General features: G+C 62.7%; 18 protein-coding genes. 4 read left to right on the top strand and 14 right to left on the bottom strand.

Annotation, left to right across the window (positions count from 1 at the left end; genetic code table 11):
* Positions 1 to 3: 3 nt before the first annotated feature.
* Both EV286_RS14530 and EV286_RS14535 read right to left on the bottom strand, forming a co-directional pair.
* A complete protein-coding gene (locus EV286_RS14530; RefSeq protein WP_132957846.1) occupies positions 4 to 1,065 on the bottom strand; it encodes a succinylglutamate desuccinylase/aspartoacylase family protein in 1,062 nt (353 codons plus the stop codon).
* 91 nt (positions 1,066 to 1,156) lie between these two features.
* Entirely contained in the window at positions 1,157 to 1,744 is a 588-nt protein-coding gene (locus EV286_RS14535) for a 2'-5' RNA ligase family protein (RefSeq protein ID WP_165932847.1), read from the bottom strand.
* Positions 1,745 to 1,968: 224 nt separating this feature from the next.
* On the opposite strand from EV286_RS14535, the gene EV286_RS14540 reads away from it, so the two are divergent.
* The gene (locus tag EV286_RS14540; protein WP_132957848.1) at positions 1,969 to 2,532 is read left to right on the top strand and encodes a methylated-DNA--[protein]-cysteine S-methyltransferase; all 564 of its coding nucleotides are present in this window, start codon (positions 1,969 to 1,971) and stop codon (positions 2,530 to 2,532) included.
* Between the two features lie 222 nt (positions 2,533 to 2,754).
* On the opposite strand, the gene EV286_RS14545 is transcribed toward EV286_RS14540, so the two are convergent.
* Positions 2,755 to 3,495: a 3-oxoacyl-ACP reductase family protein gene (locus EV286_RS14545; RefSeq protein ID WP_132957849.1), complete on the bottom strand. Its 741-nt coding sequence runs from the start codon at positions 3,493 to 3,495 to the stop codon at positions 2,755 to 2,757.
* Positions 3,496 to 3,576: 81 nt separating this feature from the next.
* On the opposite strand from EV286_RS14545, the gene EV286_RS14550 reads away from it, so the two are divergent.
* Complete coding sequence (locus EV286_RS14550) at positions 3,577 to 4,248, top strand: TetR/AcrR family transcriptional regulator (RefSeq protein WP_132957850.1); 672 nt, start codon at positions 3,577 to 3,579, stop codon at positions 4,246 to 4,248.
* Positions 4,249 to 4,342: 94 nt separating this feature from the next.
* Here the strand turns inward: EV286_RS14550 and EV286_RS14555 are convergent, their stop codons facing one another.
* The 4 genes from EV286_RS14555 to EV286_RS14570 form a co-directional block, all read right to left on the bottom strand.
* On the bottom strand, positions 4,343 to 4,864 hold the full coding sequence (locus tag EV286_RS14555) for an OsmC family protein (RefSeq protein ID WP_132957851.1): 522 nt from the start codon (positions 4,862 to 4,864) through the stop codon (positions 4,343 to 4,345).
* Positions 4,865 to 4,951: 87 nt separating this feature from the next.
* Positions 4,952 to 5,506, bottom strand: coding sequence for an OsmC family protein (locus EV286_RS14560; protein ID WP_132957852.1), 555 nt, complete (start codon positions 5,504 to 5,506; stop codon positions 4,952 to 4,954).
* 61 nt (positions 5,507 to 5,567) lie between these two features.
* Positions 5,568 to 6,218, bottom strand: coding sequence for an HD domain-containing protein (locus EV286_RS14565; protein ID WP_132957853.1), 651 nt, complete (start codon positions 6,216 to 6,218; stop codon positions 5,568 to 5,570).
* A gap of 2 nt (positions 6,219 to 6,220) precedes the next feature.
* Positions 6,221 to 7,372 carry an alkene reductase gene (locus EV286_RS14570; protein ID WP_132957854.1) on the bottom strand — a complete coding sequence of 384 codons (1,152 nt, stop codon included), beginning with the start codon at positions 7,370 to 7,372 and terminating at the stop codon, positions 6,221 to 6,223.
* Positions 7,373 to 7,484: 112 nt separating this feature from the next.
* Here EV286_RS14570 and EV286_RS14575 point away from each other — a divergent pair, with 112 nt between their 5' ends.
* Entirely contained in the window at positions 7,485 to 8,396 is a 912-nt protein-coding gene (locus EV286_RS14575; protein WP_132957855.1) for a LysR family transcriptional regulator, read from the top strand.
* Between the two features lie 45 nt (positions 8,397 to 8,441).
* Here EV286_RS14575 and guaA read toward each other — a convergent pair whose 3' ends face one another.
* The 4 genes from guaA to EV286_RS14595 all read right to left on the bottom strand — a co-directional run bounded on the left by guaA (position 8,442) and on the right by EV286_RS14595 (position 11,693).
* Positions 8,442 to 10,004, bottom strand: a complete 1,563-nt coding sequence (guaA, locus tag EV286_RS14580; RefSeq protein ID WP_132957856.1) for a glutamine-hydrolyzing GMP synthase — start codon at positions 10,002 to 10,004, stop codon at positions 8,442 to 8,444.
* A gap of 86 nt (positions 10,005 to 10,090) precedes the next feature.
* Positions 10,091 to 10,729, bottom strand: a complete 639-nt coding sequence (locus tag EV286_RS14585) for a 5'-methylthioadenosine/S-adenosylhomocysteine nucleosidase (protein ID WP_132957857.1) — start codon at positions 10,727 to 10,729, stop codon at positions 10,091 to 10,093.
* Positions 10,726 to 11,172 carry a PaaI family thioesterase gene (locus tag EV286_RS14590; RefSeq protein ID WP_132957858.1) on the bottom strand — a complete coding sequence of 149 codons (447 nt, stop codon included), beginning with the start codon at positions 11,170 to 11,172 and terminating at the stop codon, positions 10,726 to 10,728. The genes EV286_RS14585 and EV286_RS14590 overlap by 4 nt, the downstream gene beginning before the upstream one ends.
* Positions 11,173 to 11,240: 68 nt before the next feature.
* On the bottom strand, positions 11,241 to 11,693 hold the full coding sequence (locus EV286_RS14595; RefSeq protein WP_132957859.1) for a TspO/MBR family protein: 453 nt from the start codon (positions 11,691 to 11,693) through the stop codon (positions 11,241 to 11,243).
* Between the two features lie 254 nt (positions 11,694 to 11,947).
* Here EV286_RS14595 and EV286_RS14600 point away from each other — a divergent pair, with 254 nt between their 5' ends.
* Entirely contained in the window at positions 11,948 to 13,021 is a 1,074-nt protein-coding gene (locus EV286_RS14600) for a DUF2252 family protein (RefSeq protein ID WP_132957860.1), read from the top strand.
* Between the two features lie 15 nt (positions 13,022 to 13,036).
* Here the strand turns inward: EV286_RS14600 and EV286_RS14605 are convergent, their stop codons facing one another.
* From EV286_RS14605 to EV286_RS14615, 3 genes are read right to left on the bottom strand one after another with little or no spacing between them, the layout of a single operon-like run.
* Complete coding sequence (locus tag EV286_RS14605) at positions 13,037 to 14,125, bottom strand: DUF1513 domain-containing protein (protein WP_132957861.1); 1,089 nt, start codon at positions 14,123 to 14,125, stop codon at positions 13,037 to 13,039.
* Between the two features lie 2 nt (positions 14,126 to 14,127).
* Complete coding sequence (locus EV286_RS14610; RefSeq protein ID WP_132957862.1) at positions 14,128 to 15,234, bottom strand: imelysin family protein; 1,107 nt, start codon at positions 15,232 to 15,234, stop codon at positions 14,128 to 14,130.
* Positions 15,234 to 16,775 carry a di-heme oxidoredictase family protein gene (locus EV286_RS14615; protein ID WP_132957863.1) on the bottom strand — a complete coding sequence of 514 codons (1,542 nt, stop codon included), beginning with the start codon at positions 16,773 to 16,775 and terminating at the stop codon, positions 15,234 to 15,236. Before EV286_RS14615 ends, EV286_RS14610 begins: the two co-directional genes overlap by 1 nt.
* Positions 16,776 to 16,804 lie beyond the last annotated feature (29 nt).

Here is a 16,804-nt window from a genome sequence, read left to right on the forward strand (position 1 = left end):
TCGTCAGTCCTCCAACGTGCCCGGCTTGCGAACCGCGGCGCTTGGGCTGTCGCAGACGATTTTCATGAGATCGCCGCGAGCGCGCGCAAAGCGGCCGGAAAAGCGGGTGAGGATCAGTCCCAGCTGAGGCGCGAAAACATCCGTAGCACCGTCGGCCGAGCCTGGCTTCGAAATGATGGTCGCGAGGAGATCGCCCTTGTTCACCACCTCGCCGATATTGCGATGGAACAGGATCGTCCCTGCGGCGGGCGTGCGGACGATTTCGATATTGTCGAGCGGCGTGGCCGGGCCCGAAAAGGCAGGCAGCTTGACGCTGCTGTCGCTGACGACGCCGCGCACGGCGAGGAAATGCCAGAGCCCTTCGGCATCCTTTCTGGCCATTTCCGGATAGACGTCGCGCGTGCCGCGCAGCTCGACCGTAACTGCGAGCTTGCCCGGCAGCGGTGTCTTCTTCTCGCCCGGCACCGCATATTTCCATGCAAAGCCGACAGCCTCCTCGAAGGCGGAGCTCTCGCCATCCGAAAGAAGAACGGCCTCCATTTCGAGCGCGGCAGCAAGATCCTCCGCCTCCGGCCAGAACGCTTCGTCGATATAGGCGTATTGCAGGGATTCGTCATCGCAATGGAGGTCGAGGACCAGATCGGCTCCGAGCGCCATATGGAGGAGATGGCGCTTCAGCCGGTCGGTCGCCCGGTAGCTATCGATGTCGTCGAGCAGCGTCTCGCGGTCGCGCGCCGAAATCAGCGGGAAGTCGCGGTTGAAGTTGGTGCGCGAGGCGAAGTCGAAGCGACCCTCGAGATCGCCATACTGCCATTGCGCCGCGCCGATCGGGTTGGCGTGCGGTACCACCACGATGTCGCCGGCAACCGCGCCATCGCGCTCGGCCTGCTCGAGCCGTTGCAGCAGAAAGTGCAGCAATGCCGTGCCCGGCAGTTCGCTCGCATGCAGCGCCGCCTGGATATAGACCTTCGGAGCCGCAGCGTCGCTGCCCGTGAAACGAAAAACCGGCAACCGCCACTCGACACCCGGCGTGTCCCCGGGAATGAGGATCTCTGAAATGTCCATTTGTCAGCACTCCGCAAAACTCGTCCCGGCGAGCTTTATGCGAGTCCGCCGTATTGGTGCAAGATTTTTGGATCGACGTGAAGCGCCCGGCCTAGCCGAGCAATGGCCATTCTTCGATGTCCTCGTGCACGCCCTTGCCGACCAGGCTGTTGATCAGGACGAATGATTTCACAGTCCAGGTGATCGGTTCGGGCAGGATTGTCTCCGGCACGCGGCGATAGTCGTAAAGCAGCGTCATGTGCGGCTCGAGTTTGGGCCTGACATGGACATCGACTCCGCGGTTGAGCAGCGAAAGCGCTAGTTGCGCACAGAGCGAGAGCACTTCTTTCCGCCCTTCATCGGCGCAGAGCACGAGCGCGGGTTTGCCTTGTCGGAAACTCAAGGCGCGGCGAAAAGTCAGTTTGAACGGGGCCATCTGGACGCAGGCTGCTGCGGCAAGCCCGTCGAACAGCATGCTTTGAGGGATCTCGTCCCACTGGCCCAGATGGCAGAGCGAGATATGAAGCGATCGCCTCGGTTGCGGCTCTTCGCGCAGCCCGAAGCGCTGGCGCAATTGCATGGCCGTCCTGCTCGCTTTCTCGCCTGCGCGCTCATCCGGGCGCAGGGCAAAATAGACGTTAAACGGCTTTCGTGGCGGCATGGAGCGACCGGGCGTTCCTCCCGGTGGTGTCTTAAACACGAATTCGGCCTGGCTTGGTACTTCCATTGGAAACCGGCATCTGCCCCTCATATGAAGGCAGGAACCCTAGCAAGCCGGCCACAGATTGACAAGAACAAAAAGAGAACAAGTAATGCGGAAAGTTGTCGGGAGTGGCAACGCTTACCAAGCTGCACGCAAGAATCGGGTTGAACCGCGAGTGCCGATATACGATTCTCAAGGCAGGCCAAAATGGAGGTTGCATCATGAGCGAGGCAACACAGCACTACTGCATTTTTGAAGCGACGGGCGGCCATTGTGGGATCGCGTGGAGTGGGGAAGGGATTAGCCGTTTCCAGCTGCCGACCAAGAGCGCGGAGTCGACTGAGCGGCTATTGCTCCGTCGAATTCCGGGCGCTGAACGAGCCGCTCCGACGGCGGAGGTCGCTGTGGTCGTCGACAAGGTCAAACGGTATTTCCGCGGCGAAGAGGTCGACTTCGTTGACGTCAAGGTTGACCTGGATGGCCAGGATGAATTCTTCCGGGAGATCTACGCCGCCGCGCGCCGGGTCGGCTGGGGCAAGACGACGACCTACGGAAGCCTGGCGAAGGAGTTGGGCCGCGGGCCGGAGGCGGCGAGGGATGTCGGCCAGGCCATGGCAAAGAACCCAGTCGGCCTGATCATACCCTGCCATCGCGTGTTGGCCGCAGGCGGCAAGATCGGCGGCTTCTCGGCCCCGGGTGGCGCATCGTCCAAGCAGAGAATGCTTGAACTGGAAGGCGTCGCCCTGGCGCCGCCGAAACCTGTCCAACAGTCGCTTGATTTCTGATGAAGTTTTCCGGCCGCATCACGTGATGCGGCGGGAAATCATGCTTATCCGGTGTTTCCGGAACACCTGGGACTTTGAAAACAGCAAGGTGGGAGCATCGACGCCGCGGCCCGTGCTGAAGGAAGGCGCGGGAGTTCATCGTTGCGAATTCGGTCGTTCCGCTTGCGAGCCGCCGAACGCGAGCGCTGAATGCGGAGCGACTCCGGAACCGCGAACTCCAGCTCAGGTATTCAAGCCGCCGTCCACCGTGACAGTTGTCCCGGTGATCTGCCGAGCAGCCGGGCTCGCGAGGAAAGCCACGGCGGCCGCTACGTCTTCTGGCTTGCCGTAGCGGCCGAGCGGTGTCAGCGCCCGCAGCATGTCGCCATGGACGCCATCAGCGGGATTCATGTCGGTGTCGGTAAATCCCGGCTGAACAAGGTTTACGGTGATATCACGAGGCGCGAGTTCGCGAGCGAGACCCTTCGTGAAGGCGACAAGCGCGGACTTCGTCATCGAATAAACAGCCACGCCCGGGGCTTGGACGCGTTCGGCAACGGACGAACCAATGGTGACGATACGGCCCGCTTCCTTGAGATGCGGGATAGCCGCCTGCGAGGCGAGCACGGCGGCACGCACGTTGACGTTCAGGAGTGCGTCGATATCGGCGAGGCTCATGTCGGCGACCATGCCCATGCGGGCGATGCCGGCGTTGTTGACGAGGATGTCGAGACCGCCAAGCCCTTCTACCGCCCTGTCGACCAACCGCTTTATGGCAGCGGGATCGGCACTGTCGGCCTGAATGGCGAGCCCGCGTCGGCCCTTGGCCTCGATGGCCCGGACGACTTCGGCAGCGCGGTCAGCCGCGCGCTCATAGGAAATGGCCACGTCTGCTCCCTTGTCGGCGAGCGCCAGGGCAATGCCGGCGCCGATGCCCCGCGAGCCGCCCGTCACAAGGGCGCGTCTGCCACGCAATTCATCCATGGTTTGTCCTTTCTGTAATGATCAATACAGAAACAGCTAGGCGGGTTGCCGAAGGGAGTCAATCGAATTATATATCGATCGATGCAGAAATCACCAAGGACGCCACAGACCCAAAAGATGACGACGCCTGCCGGTCGCGGGCGGCCCCGCGCGTTCGACCGCGAGGCGGCGCTGGAGCAGGCGACCCGGCTGTTCTGGACCAAGGGCTATGAGGCGACCTCCATCGCCGACCTCACGGAGGTGATGGGGATAGGAGCGCCCAGCCTGTACGCGGCGTTTGGCTCGAAAGAGAAGCTGTATGTCGAGGCGCTGCACTACTACGGCGACAACTACCAGGCGATGGTCTGGGGCAGGTTCTTCTCGGCCGGTACGGCCCGCGAAGCTGTCGAGTCCTTTCTTCTGGACTCGGCGGCAACCCTGACCGGGTGCGTCGTCGACATTCCCCGCGGGTGCATGGTGACGCTCTCCTCAGTCGGCAGCGAGGGTCATTCGGAGCTCGGCGAACTTGTTCGAATAGGACGCGCCGCTGCGTTGGACCGCCTCGAGGCGCGCCTCGGCAGAGCAGTAGCGGAAGGCGAGCTTCCAGCCTCTATCGATATCCACGCGCTCGGCCGTTTCGTGCAGACCGTTCAGAGCGGCATGTCGATACTGGCCCGAGATGGGGCGAGCCGCGCCGAGTTGGAGGCCGTGGCCGATGTCGCGATGCTGGGCTGGGACGCCCGGACCGGCAATCGGGATGGCACGGGCACCTGATGATCGTCAGGTTGCCGATGGCAACCCAATGGCCACCGGGAAGCGTGGCCGGATCAAGCTAACGCAACGATGGCGAGGCGGCCGCGGTTGCGGGTTAGGTCAGCCGGACCTCGCCCGTGATCGCTTGCGGCTGGCGCAGCAAATTCAGGATCGGGCAGTTGCGCTCAACCGCCTCCCGCAGCGCACGAATCTCGTCTGGCGCAGCGGAGGAGTCGATGAAAGCGGCATAGCGAATCTCGTGCGGATAGATCGGAACACCCTCGAATCCGGGAGAACCGGCGCGCGGATCCATGATGCCGGTGATCTCCACCTCCAGTGAGTCGAGCGACAGGCCGAGTATGGCCGCCTGGATCAGGAAAGTGTGGGTCAGGCAGCTGCCGAGCACGCCGAGCTGCAGCTCGGGCGAACTCGGACCAAGATCGTAGCCGGCGAAATCCGCCTGGCTGTCGCTGATCAGCTGGAAGTCTCGGATGCGGATACGGCGGATGCCGCTACGCCCCTCGGCCCGCACACGCGCAGTCAGTGTCATGGGGACGCCGTCGCCGGCGGCGATACGGGACTTGCGGGAGGCGATCGCCTGGCGCTTCTCGCCGAGGTAGCTATTGAGTGTGGACATGTTACTCCTCGTCGGCAATGGGGCCGGCGGCCCGGCCCCTGGTGGCGGGATTGATCGGCTGCTGAGACCGGAGATTTGTTTTCGCTATCAGTTGTCGATGATCAGATTGGGAATCATCCGGATCGCCGTGGCGAAATTGGAGAAATTCGGAGACGTCTTCATGATCCACTGATGCAACTCCTCGAGCTTTTCTCGCGGAGCCGAAGATCTGATGCGGACCGTATAACGCACCGCCTCGTAGCCGGGCTTGATTGCGGGATCGAGCCCCAGGAATCCCCGCAGGTCCAGTCGGCCCTCGGTTTCAATTTCCAGTTTCTCCAGCTCGATCCCCATCGCCGCCGCGCTTGCCGCATATCCGACCGACATGCAGGCGTTCAGGGCGGCCATCAAAAGTTCCTGCGGGTTCGGGGCCGTATTCTCGCCGAGAAGCTCACGAGGTTCGTCGGCGTGAATCTGGAAATGGCGGCTGAACGTCTCGCCACCAAGCATGTAGTCCGACACTGTCGTGACACTCTTCGTCTGCCCCTTCCATTCGGTCTTGACCCTGAAGGCAACCGCCCCCCGGTCGGGGTTATTCTTTATGCTGTCCGCAATAGCCTCGAGCGCCGGCACATCGATGCCATTCAAAATCTCTGTGGTCATTTGGACGTCCTTTCGCGCGTGGTAACGCGGTGTGACAGGTTCGGAGGAAACGGAAGCAGCTCTAGCTGGGCATGGTCCATCGCGAGTTTCGCATCAGGCTGCAAAAATTCCCGCGGTGGAAATGGGGATCCTTGTCGGCCATGACGTCGGCAAGGCCAGTGCCGTGGGTGGTCTCAGGCCGATGCTTGAGGCCGTCATAGAGGGCCTGCAGCAGGTCTTCCGCGAACTGCGGCGTATGCGGATAAGCCGCCCTGACGGCGTCTCGTTGCGCGTCGGTGAATTCGTCATAGCCGAAGCCCACCAGGTCCATCATGACCCCTTCGGCGGTAAGCGCGACGATCGGATGCAGATGCGCGGAAATCCCCGGCGTCGTATGCAGTGCGATCGCGAGCCAGACCTGCTCGATATCGCAATCAGAAATGCCGTGGCTCTTCAGGAAGTCACGCGCGGCGTTGGCGCCATCCACCTCAAAGCGGAGGTGGCTTTCTCGAAAGCCCGACGTCAGGCCCGCGTCGTGGAACATGGCCGCCGTATAGAAAAGTTCCGGGTCGAAACTCAGACCCCTGCGCGTTCCTGCCAATGCACCCCAGAGAAAGACGCGTGTGGAGTGTTCAAACAGAAACTCGCTCTCGGTGTCCCGAATGAACTGCGCGGCCTCGCGGGCCAATTTGCTGTCGGGAATTCTTATCCCGGAAATCCGATCGACGACCATGGTTACACTCCATCATTTTCGAGGACGGCCTGAGGCCGAACAGATTCATCCGCACATGCGGGATAGTCGATGTACCCAGCAGGGCCTCCGGTATAGAAAGTCTTGGAATCCCATGCGTTGAGCGGCCAGTCATTGCGTAGCCGTTCGACCAGGTCGGGATTTGCCAGGAAGGGCTTCCCAATCCCGATCAGATCGGCCTCACCCCTATCGATCGCGGCCTGCCCGGTTTCCTTGAGATAGCCGCCGGCGAGGATCACAGGCCCGCGAAAGGCGCTGCGAAACGTGCGGAGAAAATTCTCCGGAATCGACACGCCGTCGGCGTCTTCCCATCGGGTCTGGTCGCTGAAATGCACATAGGCGATGTTGCGCTTGCCGAGTTCGGCCGCGAGCGTGAGATAGGTTTCGGCCTCGTCCGCGAAGGGCGGCATCTCGTTGTACCGGCCGAAGGGTGACAGCCGGATGCCCATGCGCGCGGCACCAATCGCCTCGGCCACCGCATCGACCGTCTCCAGCGTGAAGCGAATACGGTTTTCAAGCGAGCCGCCGTAGCGGTCGCCGCGTGTGTTCAGCGCCCCGTTGATGAACTGGTCATGCAGATAGCCGTTGGCACCGTGGATCTCGACGCCGTCCAGTCCAGCTTCACGCGCATTGCGCGCCGCCTGCGCGAATTCGCCAACGATTTTCGGCACCTCCTCAGTCCGCAAGGCGCGCGGCCTGCCCTGTACGAGGACCGCCGGTAGTCCATGCTCATCGAAGGCCATCACGATTGCTTTCGTCGCGCCCTTGTCGGTGGAACTCACGGTCGCCTGACCGTCCGGCTGATGGGAGACATGGCTGGCGCGACCGCCGTGCCGGAGTTGCCCGAAGATCACCCCGCCATGGTCATGAACCTCGCTGACCACGTGGCGCCACGCTTCGATCTGGGTCGGCGTGTAGAGGCCAGGCTCGAACGCCCAGGTGCGAGCCCACGGGCTTATGGCGATGCTGCCTGTAACAATCAGCCCGGCGCCCGCGCGCTGCGAGAAATAGCGCGCCGTGTCTGCGTCCGGTGCCCAGTCGCGGTTTCTCGCACGCGATCGCTCCATCGGTGCCATGACAACGCGGTTCTTGAGGTGGAGAGGGCCTAGATCATAGGGGTCGAATAGGGAGGGCATGGAAACAGCTCCATCGGAGAATTGATGCTCCAATTGAACTAATGCATATTGCTGCTGCCGATTAGATGGTCTCGAATCGACTCACTGTTGCGCCTGGAGCCACAAAGAGCAGATGGACACACGTTTCGATGGCATCGCGGAATTCGTCGCGGTGACCCGACTCGGTAGTTTCACGGCGGCGGCTGTGGAGCTTGGCTTGACCAAGTCTGCGGTCGGACGGGCGGTGTCGCGGCTTGAGGCCCGATTGGGTTCGAAGTTGCTACATCGAACGACACGTCGTCTGGTCTTGACGCCTGCTGGCGAGGCTTGGCTCGAGCATTGCGTCGCAGCACTCGCCGAACTCGATCGCGGCGAGAGCGCGCTCATACTTGCTCGGGATACGCCGGGCGGCGAAGTGCGGATCGATCTGCCGACGGCGTTCGGCAGGCTGTATGTGATGCCAGTGTTGCTCGAAGTGGCTGAGCGCTATCCGGCACTGCATCTCAACGTGAGTTTCACGGACCGACGGGTCGACCTTGTCAGCGAAAACATCGACCTGGTGGTACGAATTGGCAATCTTGACGACTCGGCTGACTTGGCCGCCCGTCAGATTGGAGTCCAGCACGTGGTGATAGTCGGAGCGCCGGCCTATATCGCAAAGCGAGGCGTCCCCCGGTCCCAGGATGATCTCAAAACTCACGATTGCCTCGTGGGACGTCGGCAAGGAAATCGCATTGCCTGGCTGCTGAAGGAACCGGATGGCTCGATCGCAACGCATGCTGTTTCCGTCAAACATGAAATCCAGGATTTCGAGTCGCTGCACCGGGCAGTAAGAGCAGGACACGGCCTTGCGCAGCTTCCATTATGGCTGGTTCAAGACGATATCAGGGATGGAAGGCTGCTGACCGTCCTGGATGGGATGTCCGGCGGCGAGTCGCCGATCAACATCCTTTGGCCGCGTACAAAGGCTCTGCCAGCCAAGATAAGAGTCGTCGTAGACGGGTTGGTTCGAGGAGTGCGCGAACTATCGACTGCGATCGCCTAGGCGATATCGCATGTCACGCTCCATTTCGTACCACTTTACTGCCCGTCACTCCCACTCGATCGTGCCGGGCGGCTTGCTCGTGACGTCATAGACGACGCGGTTGATGCCGCGAACCTCGTTGATGATGCGGGTGGCGGCGCGGCCGAGGAATTCCATGTCGTAGTGGTAGAAATCCGCGGTCATGCCGTCGACCGAAGTGACGGCGCGCAGCGCGCAGACGAATTCGTAGGTCCGGCCATCGCCCATGACGCCCACGGTCTGGACGGGCAGCAGTACGGCAAACGCCTGCCAGATGGCGTCGTAGAGCCCGGCCTTGCGGATTTCGTCGAGGTAGATCGCATCGGCCTCGCGCAGGATTTCGAGCTTCTCGCGGGTGATGCCGCCGGGGCAGCGGATCGCGAGGCCCGGACCGGGGAAGGGATGGCGGCCGATGAAGCTGTCGGGCAGGCCAAGTTCGCGGCCGAGCGCGCGGACCTCGTCCTTGAAGAGTTCGCGCAAGGGCTCCACGAGCTGCATCTTCATGCGCTCGGGCAGGCCCCCGACATTATGGTGCGACTTGATGGTGACCGACGGACCACCGGTGAACGAGACGGACTCGATGACATCAGGATAGAGTGTACCCTGGCCGAGGAAATCGGCGCCGCCGAGCTTCTTCGCTTCGTCCTCGAAGGTCTCGATGAACAGCCGGCCGATGATCTTGCGCTTGGTCTCCGGGTCCGAAACGCCTTCAAGTTCGCCGATGAAGCGGTCGGAGGCGTCGACATGGATGAGGTGCAGGTTGTAATGCTCGCGGAACATCGCGACGACGTTCGCCGCCTCATCCTTGCGCATCAGGCCGTGGTCGACGAGGATACAGGTCAGCTGGTCGCCGACCGCCTCGTGGATGAGCAGCGCCGCAACGGAACTGTCAACGCCGCCGGAAAGCGCGCAGATGACGCGCTTGTCGCCCACCTGCTTGCGGATGTCCTCGACCGCCTTCTGGCGGTAGGCCGACATCGACCAGTCGCCCTTGATGCCGGCGATCTTGTGAATGAAGTTGCTGATCAGCTTGGCGCCATCAGGCGTGTGCACGACCTCCGGATGGAACTGCACGCCGTAATATTTGCGCTTTTCGTCGGCGATGAAGGCGAAGGGCGCGTTGGAGGAGGTCGCAACCACCTCGAAGCCCTTGGGCAGTGCCGTCACGCGGTCGCCATGGCTCATCCAGACCTGATGGCGCGAACCCGACGGCCAGAGGCCTTCGAAGAGCTGGCAATCCTTGTCCACGTCCAGGAAGGCACGGCCGAATTCACGGTGATGGCCGCTTTCGACCATGCCGCCGAGCTGCATGCACATCGTCTGCTGGCCGTAGCAGATGCCGAAGACTGGCAGACCGCTGTCGAAGATGATCTGCGGGGCGCGGGGCGAGCCTTCATCGACCGTTGAGGCCGGGCTTCCGGAGAGGATCACGGCCTTGGGCTGGAGCCTCTTGAAGCCTTCTTCGGCGGATTGGAACGGGACGATTTCGCAATAGACGCCTGCCTCGCGCACGCGCCGGGCGATGAGCTGCGTCACCTGGCTGCCGAAATCGACGATGAGAACGGAGTCTGGATGTGCTATCTGGGTCATGGCGAGCCTTTAAAGAAAAGCGCCCCGTCTTGCAACGCCTCAAGGCCTGTGCCGGCGGGTTTTTATTGTCCCCATTGTTACCGTCCTCAGAACCAGAAGACGCCATCCTCGAGCGCAGTGAACAGGTTGTCGACGGCAAAGGAAAGCTTGCGGTCAACGATGTGCAGGTACTCGGTCCAGTCGGAAATGTGCTGCAGTTCGTGGGCGCCGTCGGAAATGCCGCGTAGGCCGATAAGCGGCAGCTTGTAGGCCTGACAGGCGCGCAGCACCGCGAAGGTCTCCATGTCGACCATATCCGACTCGATCCCTTCGTAGGCTGCGCCGGAAACGATGTTGGCGCCGGTCGAAAGGCTTGCCTCCGGAATGCCGGGGATACGCAAGGGCAGCTCGAGGACTGCCGGCAGGTCGAGAAAGGGCGTCGCGCCCTTCTCGAAACCGAGCGGCGAGGCATCCATGTCGCGGTAGGAGACGGAGCTGACCTGATAGACTTCGGTCTGCTCCAGTTTGGCGGATCCCGCCGAGCCCAGCGAAACGACAAGATCGGGCAGGTCGCCTTCGGCCTCGAGCTTCATCAGCGCGCGGGCCGTCACGATCGCCGCTTCCACCGGCCCGACGCCGGTCATGAGCGGTTCGAAGCGCGAGCGCAGGAACGTCCCGTATTCGGCCTCGGCCGCCATGATGAAAAGAATGGACTTTCCGGCGACCGGCTTCAGTTCGAATTTCATCCTGTTATTCCTTCTCTGCCGCGTATGACCATCATCGTGCCAGTCATCGAGGCAATCAGTTTTGCCGGTCCATCACCGATCGCGTAGGCGCGGCCGTCGGCAACGATGATGGTCGAGCCTGGTTTTGTGATCTCGCCGCGAAAGAGGAACCGATCGCCGCGACCGGGCGACATGAGGTTCACCTTGAATTCGATCGTCAGGATCGAGGCATCGGCGTCGATGACGCTGTAGGCGGCGAAGCCACAGGCAGAATCCAGCGCCGCCGCGATGATGCCTGCGTGCAAAATCCCGTGTTGCTGGGTCAGCTTCACCGCGAACGGAAGCTCGATTTCGGTAACGCCGTGTTCGATGCGGGTAAGCTCTGCGCCGATCGTGGCCATGGCCGCCTGGCGCGCAAAGTTCCGGCGGATGCGTTCCCGAAAGTCGCCGTTGTGTCCAGTCATTTGAATTCCTCTCGCGGCTGCGAAATTGGCATGGCGGTGCGGCAAGAACAAGCGCGCAGAAGGGGAAATCAGTTCAGGTAAACGATGGAGGCATTGAGCAGTGTCGCGAAAGCGAGCCATGCGGCGTAGGGGAGGAAAAAAAGGGCAGCCTTCCTGTCCACCCGCCGGCGGTTGCCGATGAACAGGAGGACGACGGCAAGCAGCGCGACGATGTCGACAAGCGCGAGTTCCGGCCACTGCAATCCGAAGAAGAGTGGAGCCCACAGGAAGTTGAGAACCATCTGCCATGCCCAGATGAGCATGGCCACCGAACCCTTCTCGCGCAGCCAGGTGCGGGCGCCGGCAAGGCCAATCAGCACATAGAGGATCGACCAGGCAGGGCCGAAGACCCAGTTCGGCGGATTGAACGGCGGTTTCTGAAGCGACTGGTACCATTCGCCAGGCAGGTTGTTCGCACCGATCAGCAGGCCGCCGCCGAGCGCGATCGCGATGAAAACAAGATATGTTACAGGTCTTCTCATCGCGCCGGAGATAGGGCGATGCTATGGTCTAGGCGAGGCATATCGCGCAAGGAATCCTGCATTGGGCGAAGACACGCGCAAGATCGCCGTTTCTTGGGCCGGAAACTGCGCGCTGGAGTCGGCGCCTACAATGCGATCGTGCCGTTCGGCATGACATTTCGCGCAAAAAGATTTACCGATTCGTGAAAACAAGTTAAAGTTGCTATGCGTGCTGCCCGTGCCGCACGCAGATCCTTGGCAAGGAGGGCTGAGCGATGATGACGATTCTGCAATCCGTCGCAAGGTATGAGACATGGCTCCGAGCGCAACTGGGGCCGGACATCGTCGAAAAGGATCTGGAAGGGAAGCACAAGAAGATGAGGGAGAGCCCGTTCGTCTTCCTTCGCGCTACTTATTGGCGCTGGGCAGAGACTATCCTCGACATCTGCAAGGGTCTCGAGAATGCGCCCGAGGTGCTTGCGATCGGCGACACGCATCTCGAAAACTTCGGCACCTGGCGCGATGCCGAGGGGCGGCTCGTCTGGGGCGTGAACGATTTTGACGATGCGGCCGCAATGCCCTATGCGCTCGACCTCGTGCGCCTGGCGGCGAGCGCCTTGCTTTCGCGCCGAAACGGCGAGCCCTCCTCGCGGGACATTGCAAGGTGGATCCTCGCCGGCTACCGAAAGGGCCTCGAAGCGCCGTCGCCTGTTGTCCTGGACCGCGACCACGAGGAGCTGCGCAACCAGCTTGTCCTTCCGGACAAGGAGCGCAACAAGTTCTGGAAGAAATACTGGGAGATGCCACCGGCCGAGAAATTGATACCTCCGCGCTACATCGAGGCTTTGCGAAACGACCTGCCGGACAGGAACATGCCGTTCGAGACGAAACCCAGGACCGCGGGAACCGGCAGCCTCGGCAGGCCGCGTTTTGTCGCTGTCGCGGAGTGGCGTGGGGGGCCGCTCCTGCGTGAGGCGAAGGCTCTGGCGCAATCAGCCTGGCTGCTGAAACACGACCCCGGCGACGTGACGATCTATGTCGGCATGGTTGCCAGTGGCCGGAACCGGTCCCCTGATCCGCACTACAACGTAGATGACGGCATCCTGGTGCGCCGGCTTTCCCCGAACAGCCGCAAGATCGAGGTCGAAGACGAGGCGAGCTTGCTCCTGTCGGGCCACATGCTGTGGCTGATGGGCTTCGAGATCGCCAATTGCCACGCGAGCGATCCGGGGCGAGTCGACGCGATCGTGAAGGACATGGATGAAAGGAGCGGAGACTGGCTTCGCGATGCGGCGAAAGTTGCCGCGGCCTTCATCGCCAAGGAACAGCGGGAATACGCCGCCGCCTGACACGCATCTTGCGCCTCAGGCCTTGCCGATCCTGACGATATGCTGGTCCCAGGCGACGTCGCTGCGCTCACTCAGGAAGCCGCCGTCATAAGACGAGACTGCAAAGCCGTGTTCGGCCGGCGCGATGCCGGCCGCATCGGCGACGATGTCCACCTTCACCACTGCACCGGTCCTCGCATCCAGCGTCACCGCGGCGCCGCCCTTGGGCGACGTTACGCCGACAAGGCCGTCGCGGCGGTTGATCGCGATTGCGCCGACATAATTCGCGAGCTTACGCGTCGTGTCATCGGGCAGGTCGACAAAGGCGATGTCCTCGCCCTTCGCGAAATGGCCCACGAGCGGCGGCAGGTCGTTGCGGTGTCCCTCGTACTGGCAGGCAAACCAGATGCGGCCATCGGCGTCGACATCGACATGGCGCGTGGAGAGCCGGCTGAGTTTGGGCGGCAGCACATGCCGCTCGACAAGCGCACCGGTGGCCGCATCGACCAGCACCAGCGAAGGCTCCATATGGCCGAGGTTGAGCTTCGTGCGGCCGAAATCCGGATGAGTCTCGATGCCGCCATTCGCAACGATAAGCAGGCGACCGTCGTCCGAAACGGTCATGTCGTGCGGGCCGACGCCGAAGGTCTCGAATTCGCCGATGCGGCCGAAGTTGCTCGCGGCCTCATAGATGCCGATGATGCCACGATTGCCGTCGAAGTCGTTCTCGCTGGCGTAGAGCAGCTTTCCGTCCGGGGAAAACGTTCCGTGGCCGTAGAAATGCCGTCCCTCCGGCGAGGTGATGACGACCGGCTCGGCCTTGCCCCAGGGGTCGAAGATCATCGCGAACGTGCCGGGGCGGCGGGCGAAGGCAACGGTGCGGCCCGTCGCCGTGCTGAACGCCATGCCATGAGCCCTGTCCGGCAGGGCAAGCTGGTCGACGATATCGCCGCGTTCGGTGACAGTGGCGATGGCGTAGGAACCATCCTTCGCGCGCAGGCCGGAGGCATAGACCGCGTCGGCGCGCTCGAGCGCCATCAGCGCCTTCGGCTGCAGCGCGGCGAGGAAGCTAAGCCCGGCTGCGCGGACGAAGCCGCGTCGGTCGATCTCGGCACTCTTCCACATCGTCAATCGCCGTCGGAGAAGGAGAAGCCGGCGGCAAGGCCTATCGCGCCGCCATACTGGTCGTTGAGGCGAAAGATTAGGTCCTTGGTCCCGGAAAGCAGCGTATCGATCTTCCTGCGTTCGCGCTCGTTGGCAAGAGCCGCCTCGATATCCGGGTTGAGCCCGCTAGCGGCATCGCGAAGCGTGCGGAAGGAGGAATCGATCGATACCGCGATCTCGCTCTTCTCATGGGGCAGGAGATCGCGCATGCCGGACTGCTCCCACAGCGTCTGCAGCCCCTCGATGTTCGCCGCCACCGAATTCCAGGTGTTGCCCGAGCGCCAATAGATCGCAGCCTTCGGCCGCGCCTTGGCAAGGTCGCCCTTGTAGAAGGCTTCGAGGCGCTGGTCGCGCACCATTTCGGTTCCATGGACGAGGATACCGAGAAGTGCCGTCATCGCTTCCTTGCTGTCCATGAACTCTTCGCTGTCCGGGCCGGGCCGCTTCCAGGCCGCCTGCACTCCGTCCGGCTTTTCCCATCGCGAGACCAGATCGCCCGCCGTCTTCTCGATATTTCCGGCGACGGCAGCGCCGTAGCGGCAGCGGAAGCCGTTGCGCTCCGCCGTCAGGGCCTCCGAGCCGGTGCCGAAAAGGACGTATTCGAGTGCGCCGAGCCCCTGCACGGCGACGCTCTTGCCGGCGACCGCGACCATGGTCGTGTCCTTTTCGTCGGCCTTGGCGATCAGCGCCTGGATCTGCCGGAGGCCGACGCCCTTGCGGTCCGGATAGAACAGGATGTGCTCGAAGCGGTTGTCCTCGATCACGGGACCGATCTGCACGATCTCGATGCGCGACCAGTTGTCGACGGCCTCGGCATAGGCACCTTTCGCGGCGTCCAAGGTCTGCTGCGAGGGTGCGGCACAGAGGTTCGTGACAGCGGCGGTCAGCTGCTTTGCCGAGTCGCGGAAATCGCGGTAGCCGGGCCGGATCACGTTGTCGACGGCCTTCTCCATCACGCTGGCAACAGCTGCGTCATTCAAGGGCGCTGGCGGCGCGGCATTCTGTGCCACGGCGGGAATTGGCAGGCCGGCCATCGTGAGGCTGAAGAGCAGGATCTGCCAGTGGCGCATTAAAGTGACTCCAGGAATTTGATCAAAGTATCTCTATCGGCCTTGGCCAGGGAGGAAAACGCATTGCGCGCCTTTTCTGCCTCTCCGCCGTGCCAGAGGATCGCCTCGGTGAGGTTCCTGGCGCGGCCGTCGTGAAGAAAATAGGTATGTCCGCTGACGGTCTCCGTCAGTCCTATACCCCAGAGCGGCGGCGTGCGCCATTCACGTCCGTCGGCAAGTCCGACCTGCTGTCCGTCGGCCAGTCCTTCGCCCATGTCGTGAAGCAGGAAGTCCGAATAGGGCCAGATCAGCTGGAAGGCCCGCGCCTTGTTTGCGGCGTTGCGGCTGGTGACGAATTTCGGCGTGTGGCAGGAGATGCAGCCGCTCTCGTAGAAGAGCTGCTTGCCCTTCAGCGTCTCGGGGAAGCTCGCCTTGCGGCGTGCCGGCACGGCAAGATTTTCGGAATAGAAGGTGACGAGGCCCAAGACCGGATCTGGCGCTTCGGTATCGCCCAGCCTCTTCTGGACGCCGATTGGCGCTGCAAGGCAGGCCTGCTCGGCCTTGGTGCATTCTCCGTACGGATCGGGTCGGTCGGGCGTGGAAATGCCGATATCGTTGGAAAAGGCGTCGGCGCTCTGGTCGCGGACGGTGGCATTCTGTGCCTTCCAGCCGAAACGGCCGAGCTCAGGCTTGCCGGTGCGATGGTCGAGAACGATCTGGGCCTTGCCCGAAATCCCGTCGCCGTCGCGGTCGTCCGGATCCGCGTGGGCGAGGATCTCCGCGTCGGGAATCGCCTCGATCAGCCCGAGGCCGAGCATTTGCGGGGCGACGCGCGGCGAGAGCGTGGTGGTCGGATCGAGCGGACCGTAGCCGAGGTCCTTCACGCCATAAAGTGGCCGGCGCAGCGACACGGTCTCGCCATCGCCGAGCGTGACCACCTTTTCCTCATAGGACACGCTCATCTGGCCCTCGGCCGCCAGGCCCGGCACCGCATGGTCCTGCAGCTGCGCGCCGTAGACCGGGTCGGGAAAGTTGACGATCTGCCCCTTCGCGACGGCCTGTTGCTCTTCCGGAGTCCTTGCCCGGCGCGCGAGCCTCAGGAACATGGAGGTGGCGTCGCCATCGGGAAGCGGCGGATGGCCGCGGCCGTCCTTGATGTGGCAGCTCTGGCAGGAGCGTGCATTGTAGAGCGGGCCGAGCCCGTCGGAGGCCTGGGTAGAGGAGGGCGAGGAGACCCAGAGCTTGCGGAACAGCGCGTTGCCGAGCTTGAAGTCCTGCTCTTCGGAGAAGGCGAGATTGGCGGAAAGATGCGAGAAGGCATCGCCATTGACGGGATCGATCGATGTGGTGGCGCCCGCCTGCATCGCTTCGTAGGGCTCCGCCTTGGTAAAGTCCGTCGTCGGTCGAACGACCGCGGCGACCCGCGCCATGTCCTTCTTCGACAGGTCGGTGCGGGAGGCGCCGAGTTCGAAGGCAGCAACGCCGCCGAAATAACTAAGGCCCCCGATCAACGCGGCGACCGCGGTCGAGACGAGGAGGCGGCGAGCCGGAATGCGGATCATACGAGTTCGGGCCGCCCGCCAGCGAGCGG

The organism is Rhizobium sp. BK251 (genome assembly GCF_004345245.1).
In the GTDB taxonomy this organism is placed as follows: domain Bacteria; phylum Pseudomonadota; class Alphaproteobacteria; order Rhizobiales; family Rhizobiaceae; genus Rhizobium.

Excerpts from the sequence above, each read along its gene's own strand:
- EV286_RS14565 (WP_132957853.1), bottom strand. The coding sequence starts at position 6,218 with ATGGTCGTCGATCGGATTTCCGGGATAAGAATTCCCGACAGCAAATTG.
- EV286_RS14595 (WP_132957859.1), bottom strand. The coding sequence starts at position 11,693 with ATGAGAAGACCTGTAACATATCTTGTTTTCATCGCGATCGCGCTCGGC.
- EV286_RS14555 (WP_132957851.1), bottom strand. The coding sequence starts at position 4,864 with ATGTCCACACTCAATAGCTACCTCGGCGAGAAGCGCCAGGCGATCGCC.
- EV286_RS14575 (WP_132957855.1), top strand. The coding sequence starts at position 7,485 with ATGGACACACGTTTCGATGGCATCGCGGAATTCGTCGCGGTGACCCGA.
- EV286_RS14610 (WP_132957862.1), bottom strand. The coding sequence starts at position 15,234 with ATGCGCCACTGGCAGATCCTGCTCTTCAGCCTCACGATGGCCGGCCTG.
- EV286_RS14560 (WP_132957852.1), bottom strand. The coding sequence starts at position 5,506 with ATGACCACAGAGATTTTGAATGGCATCGATGTGCCGGCGCTCGAGGCT.
- EV286_RS14600 (WP_132957860.1), top strand. The coding sequence starts at position 11,948 with ATGATGACGATTCTGCAATCCGTCGCAAGGTATGAGACATGGCTCCGA.
- EV286_RS14545 (WP_132957849.1), bottom strand. The coding sequence starts at position 3,495 with ATGGATGAATTGCGTGGCAGACGCGCCCTTGTGACGGGCGGCTCGCGG.
- guaA (WP_132957856.1), bottom strand. The coding sequence starts at position 10,004 with ATGACCCAGATAGCACATCCAGACTCCGTTCTCATCGTCGATTTCGGC.
- EV286_RS14550 (WP_132957850.1), top strand. The coding sequence starts at position 3,577 with ATGCAGAAATCACCAAGGACGCCACAGACCCAAAAGATGACGACGCCT.
- EV286_RS14585 (WP_132957857.1), bottom strand. The coding sequence starts at position 10,729 with ATGAAATTCGAACTGAAGCCGGTCGCCGGAAAGTCCATTCTTTTCATC.
- EV286_RS14540 (WP_132957848.1), top strand. The coding sequence starts at position 1,969 with ATGAGCGAGGCAACACAGCACTACTGCATTTTTGAAGCGACGGGCGGC.
- EV286_RS14615 (WP_132957863.1), bottom strand. The coding sequence starts at position 16,775 with ATGATCCGCATTCCGGCTCGCCGCCTCCTCGTCTCGACCGCGGTCGCC.
- EV286_RS14590 (WP_132957858.1), bottom strand. The coding sequence starts at position 11,172 with ATGACTGGACACAACGGCGACTTTCGGGAACGCATCCGCCGGAACTTT.
- EV286_RS14530 (WP_132957846.1), bottom strand. The coding sequence starts at position 1,065 with ATGGACATTTCAGAGATCCTCATTCCCGGGGACACGCCGGGTGTCGAG.
- EV286_RS14570 (WP_132957854.1), bottom strand. The coding sequence starts at position 7,372 with ATGCCCTCCCTATTCGACCCCTATGATCTAGGCCCTCTCCACCTCAAG.
- EV286_RS14605 (WP_132957861.1), bottom strand. The coding sequence starts at position 14,125 with ATGTGGAAGAGTGCCGAGATCGACCGACGCGGCTTCGTCCGCGCAGCC.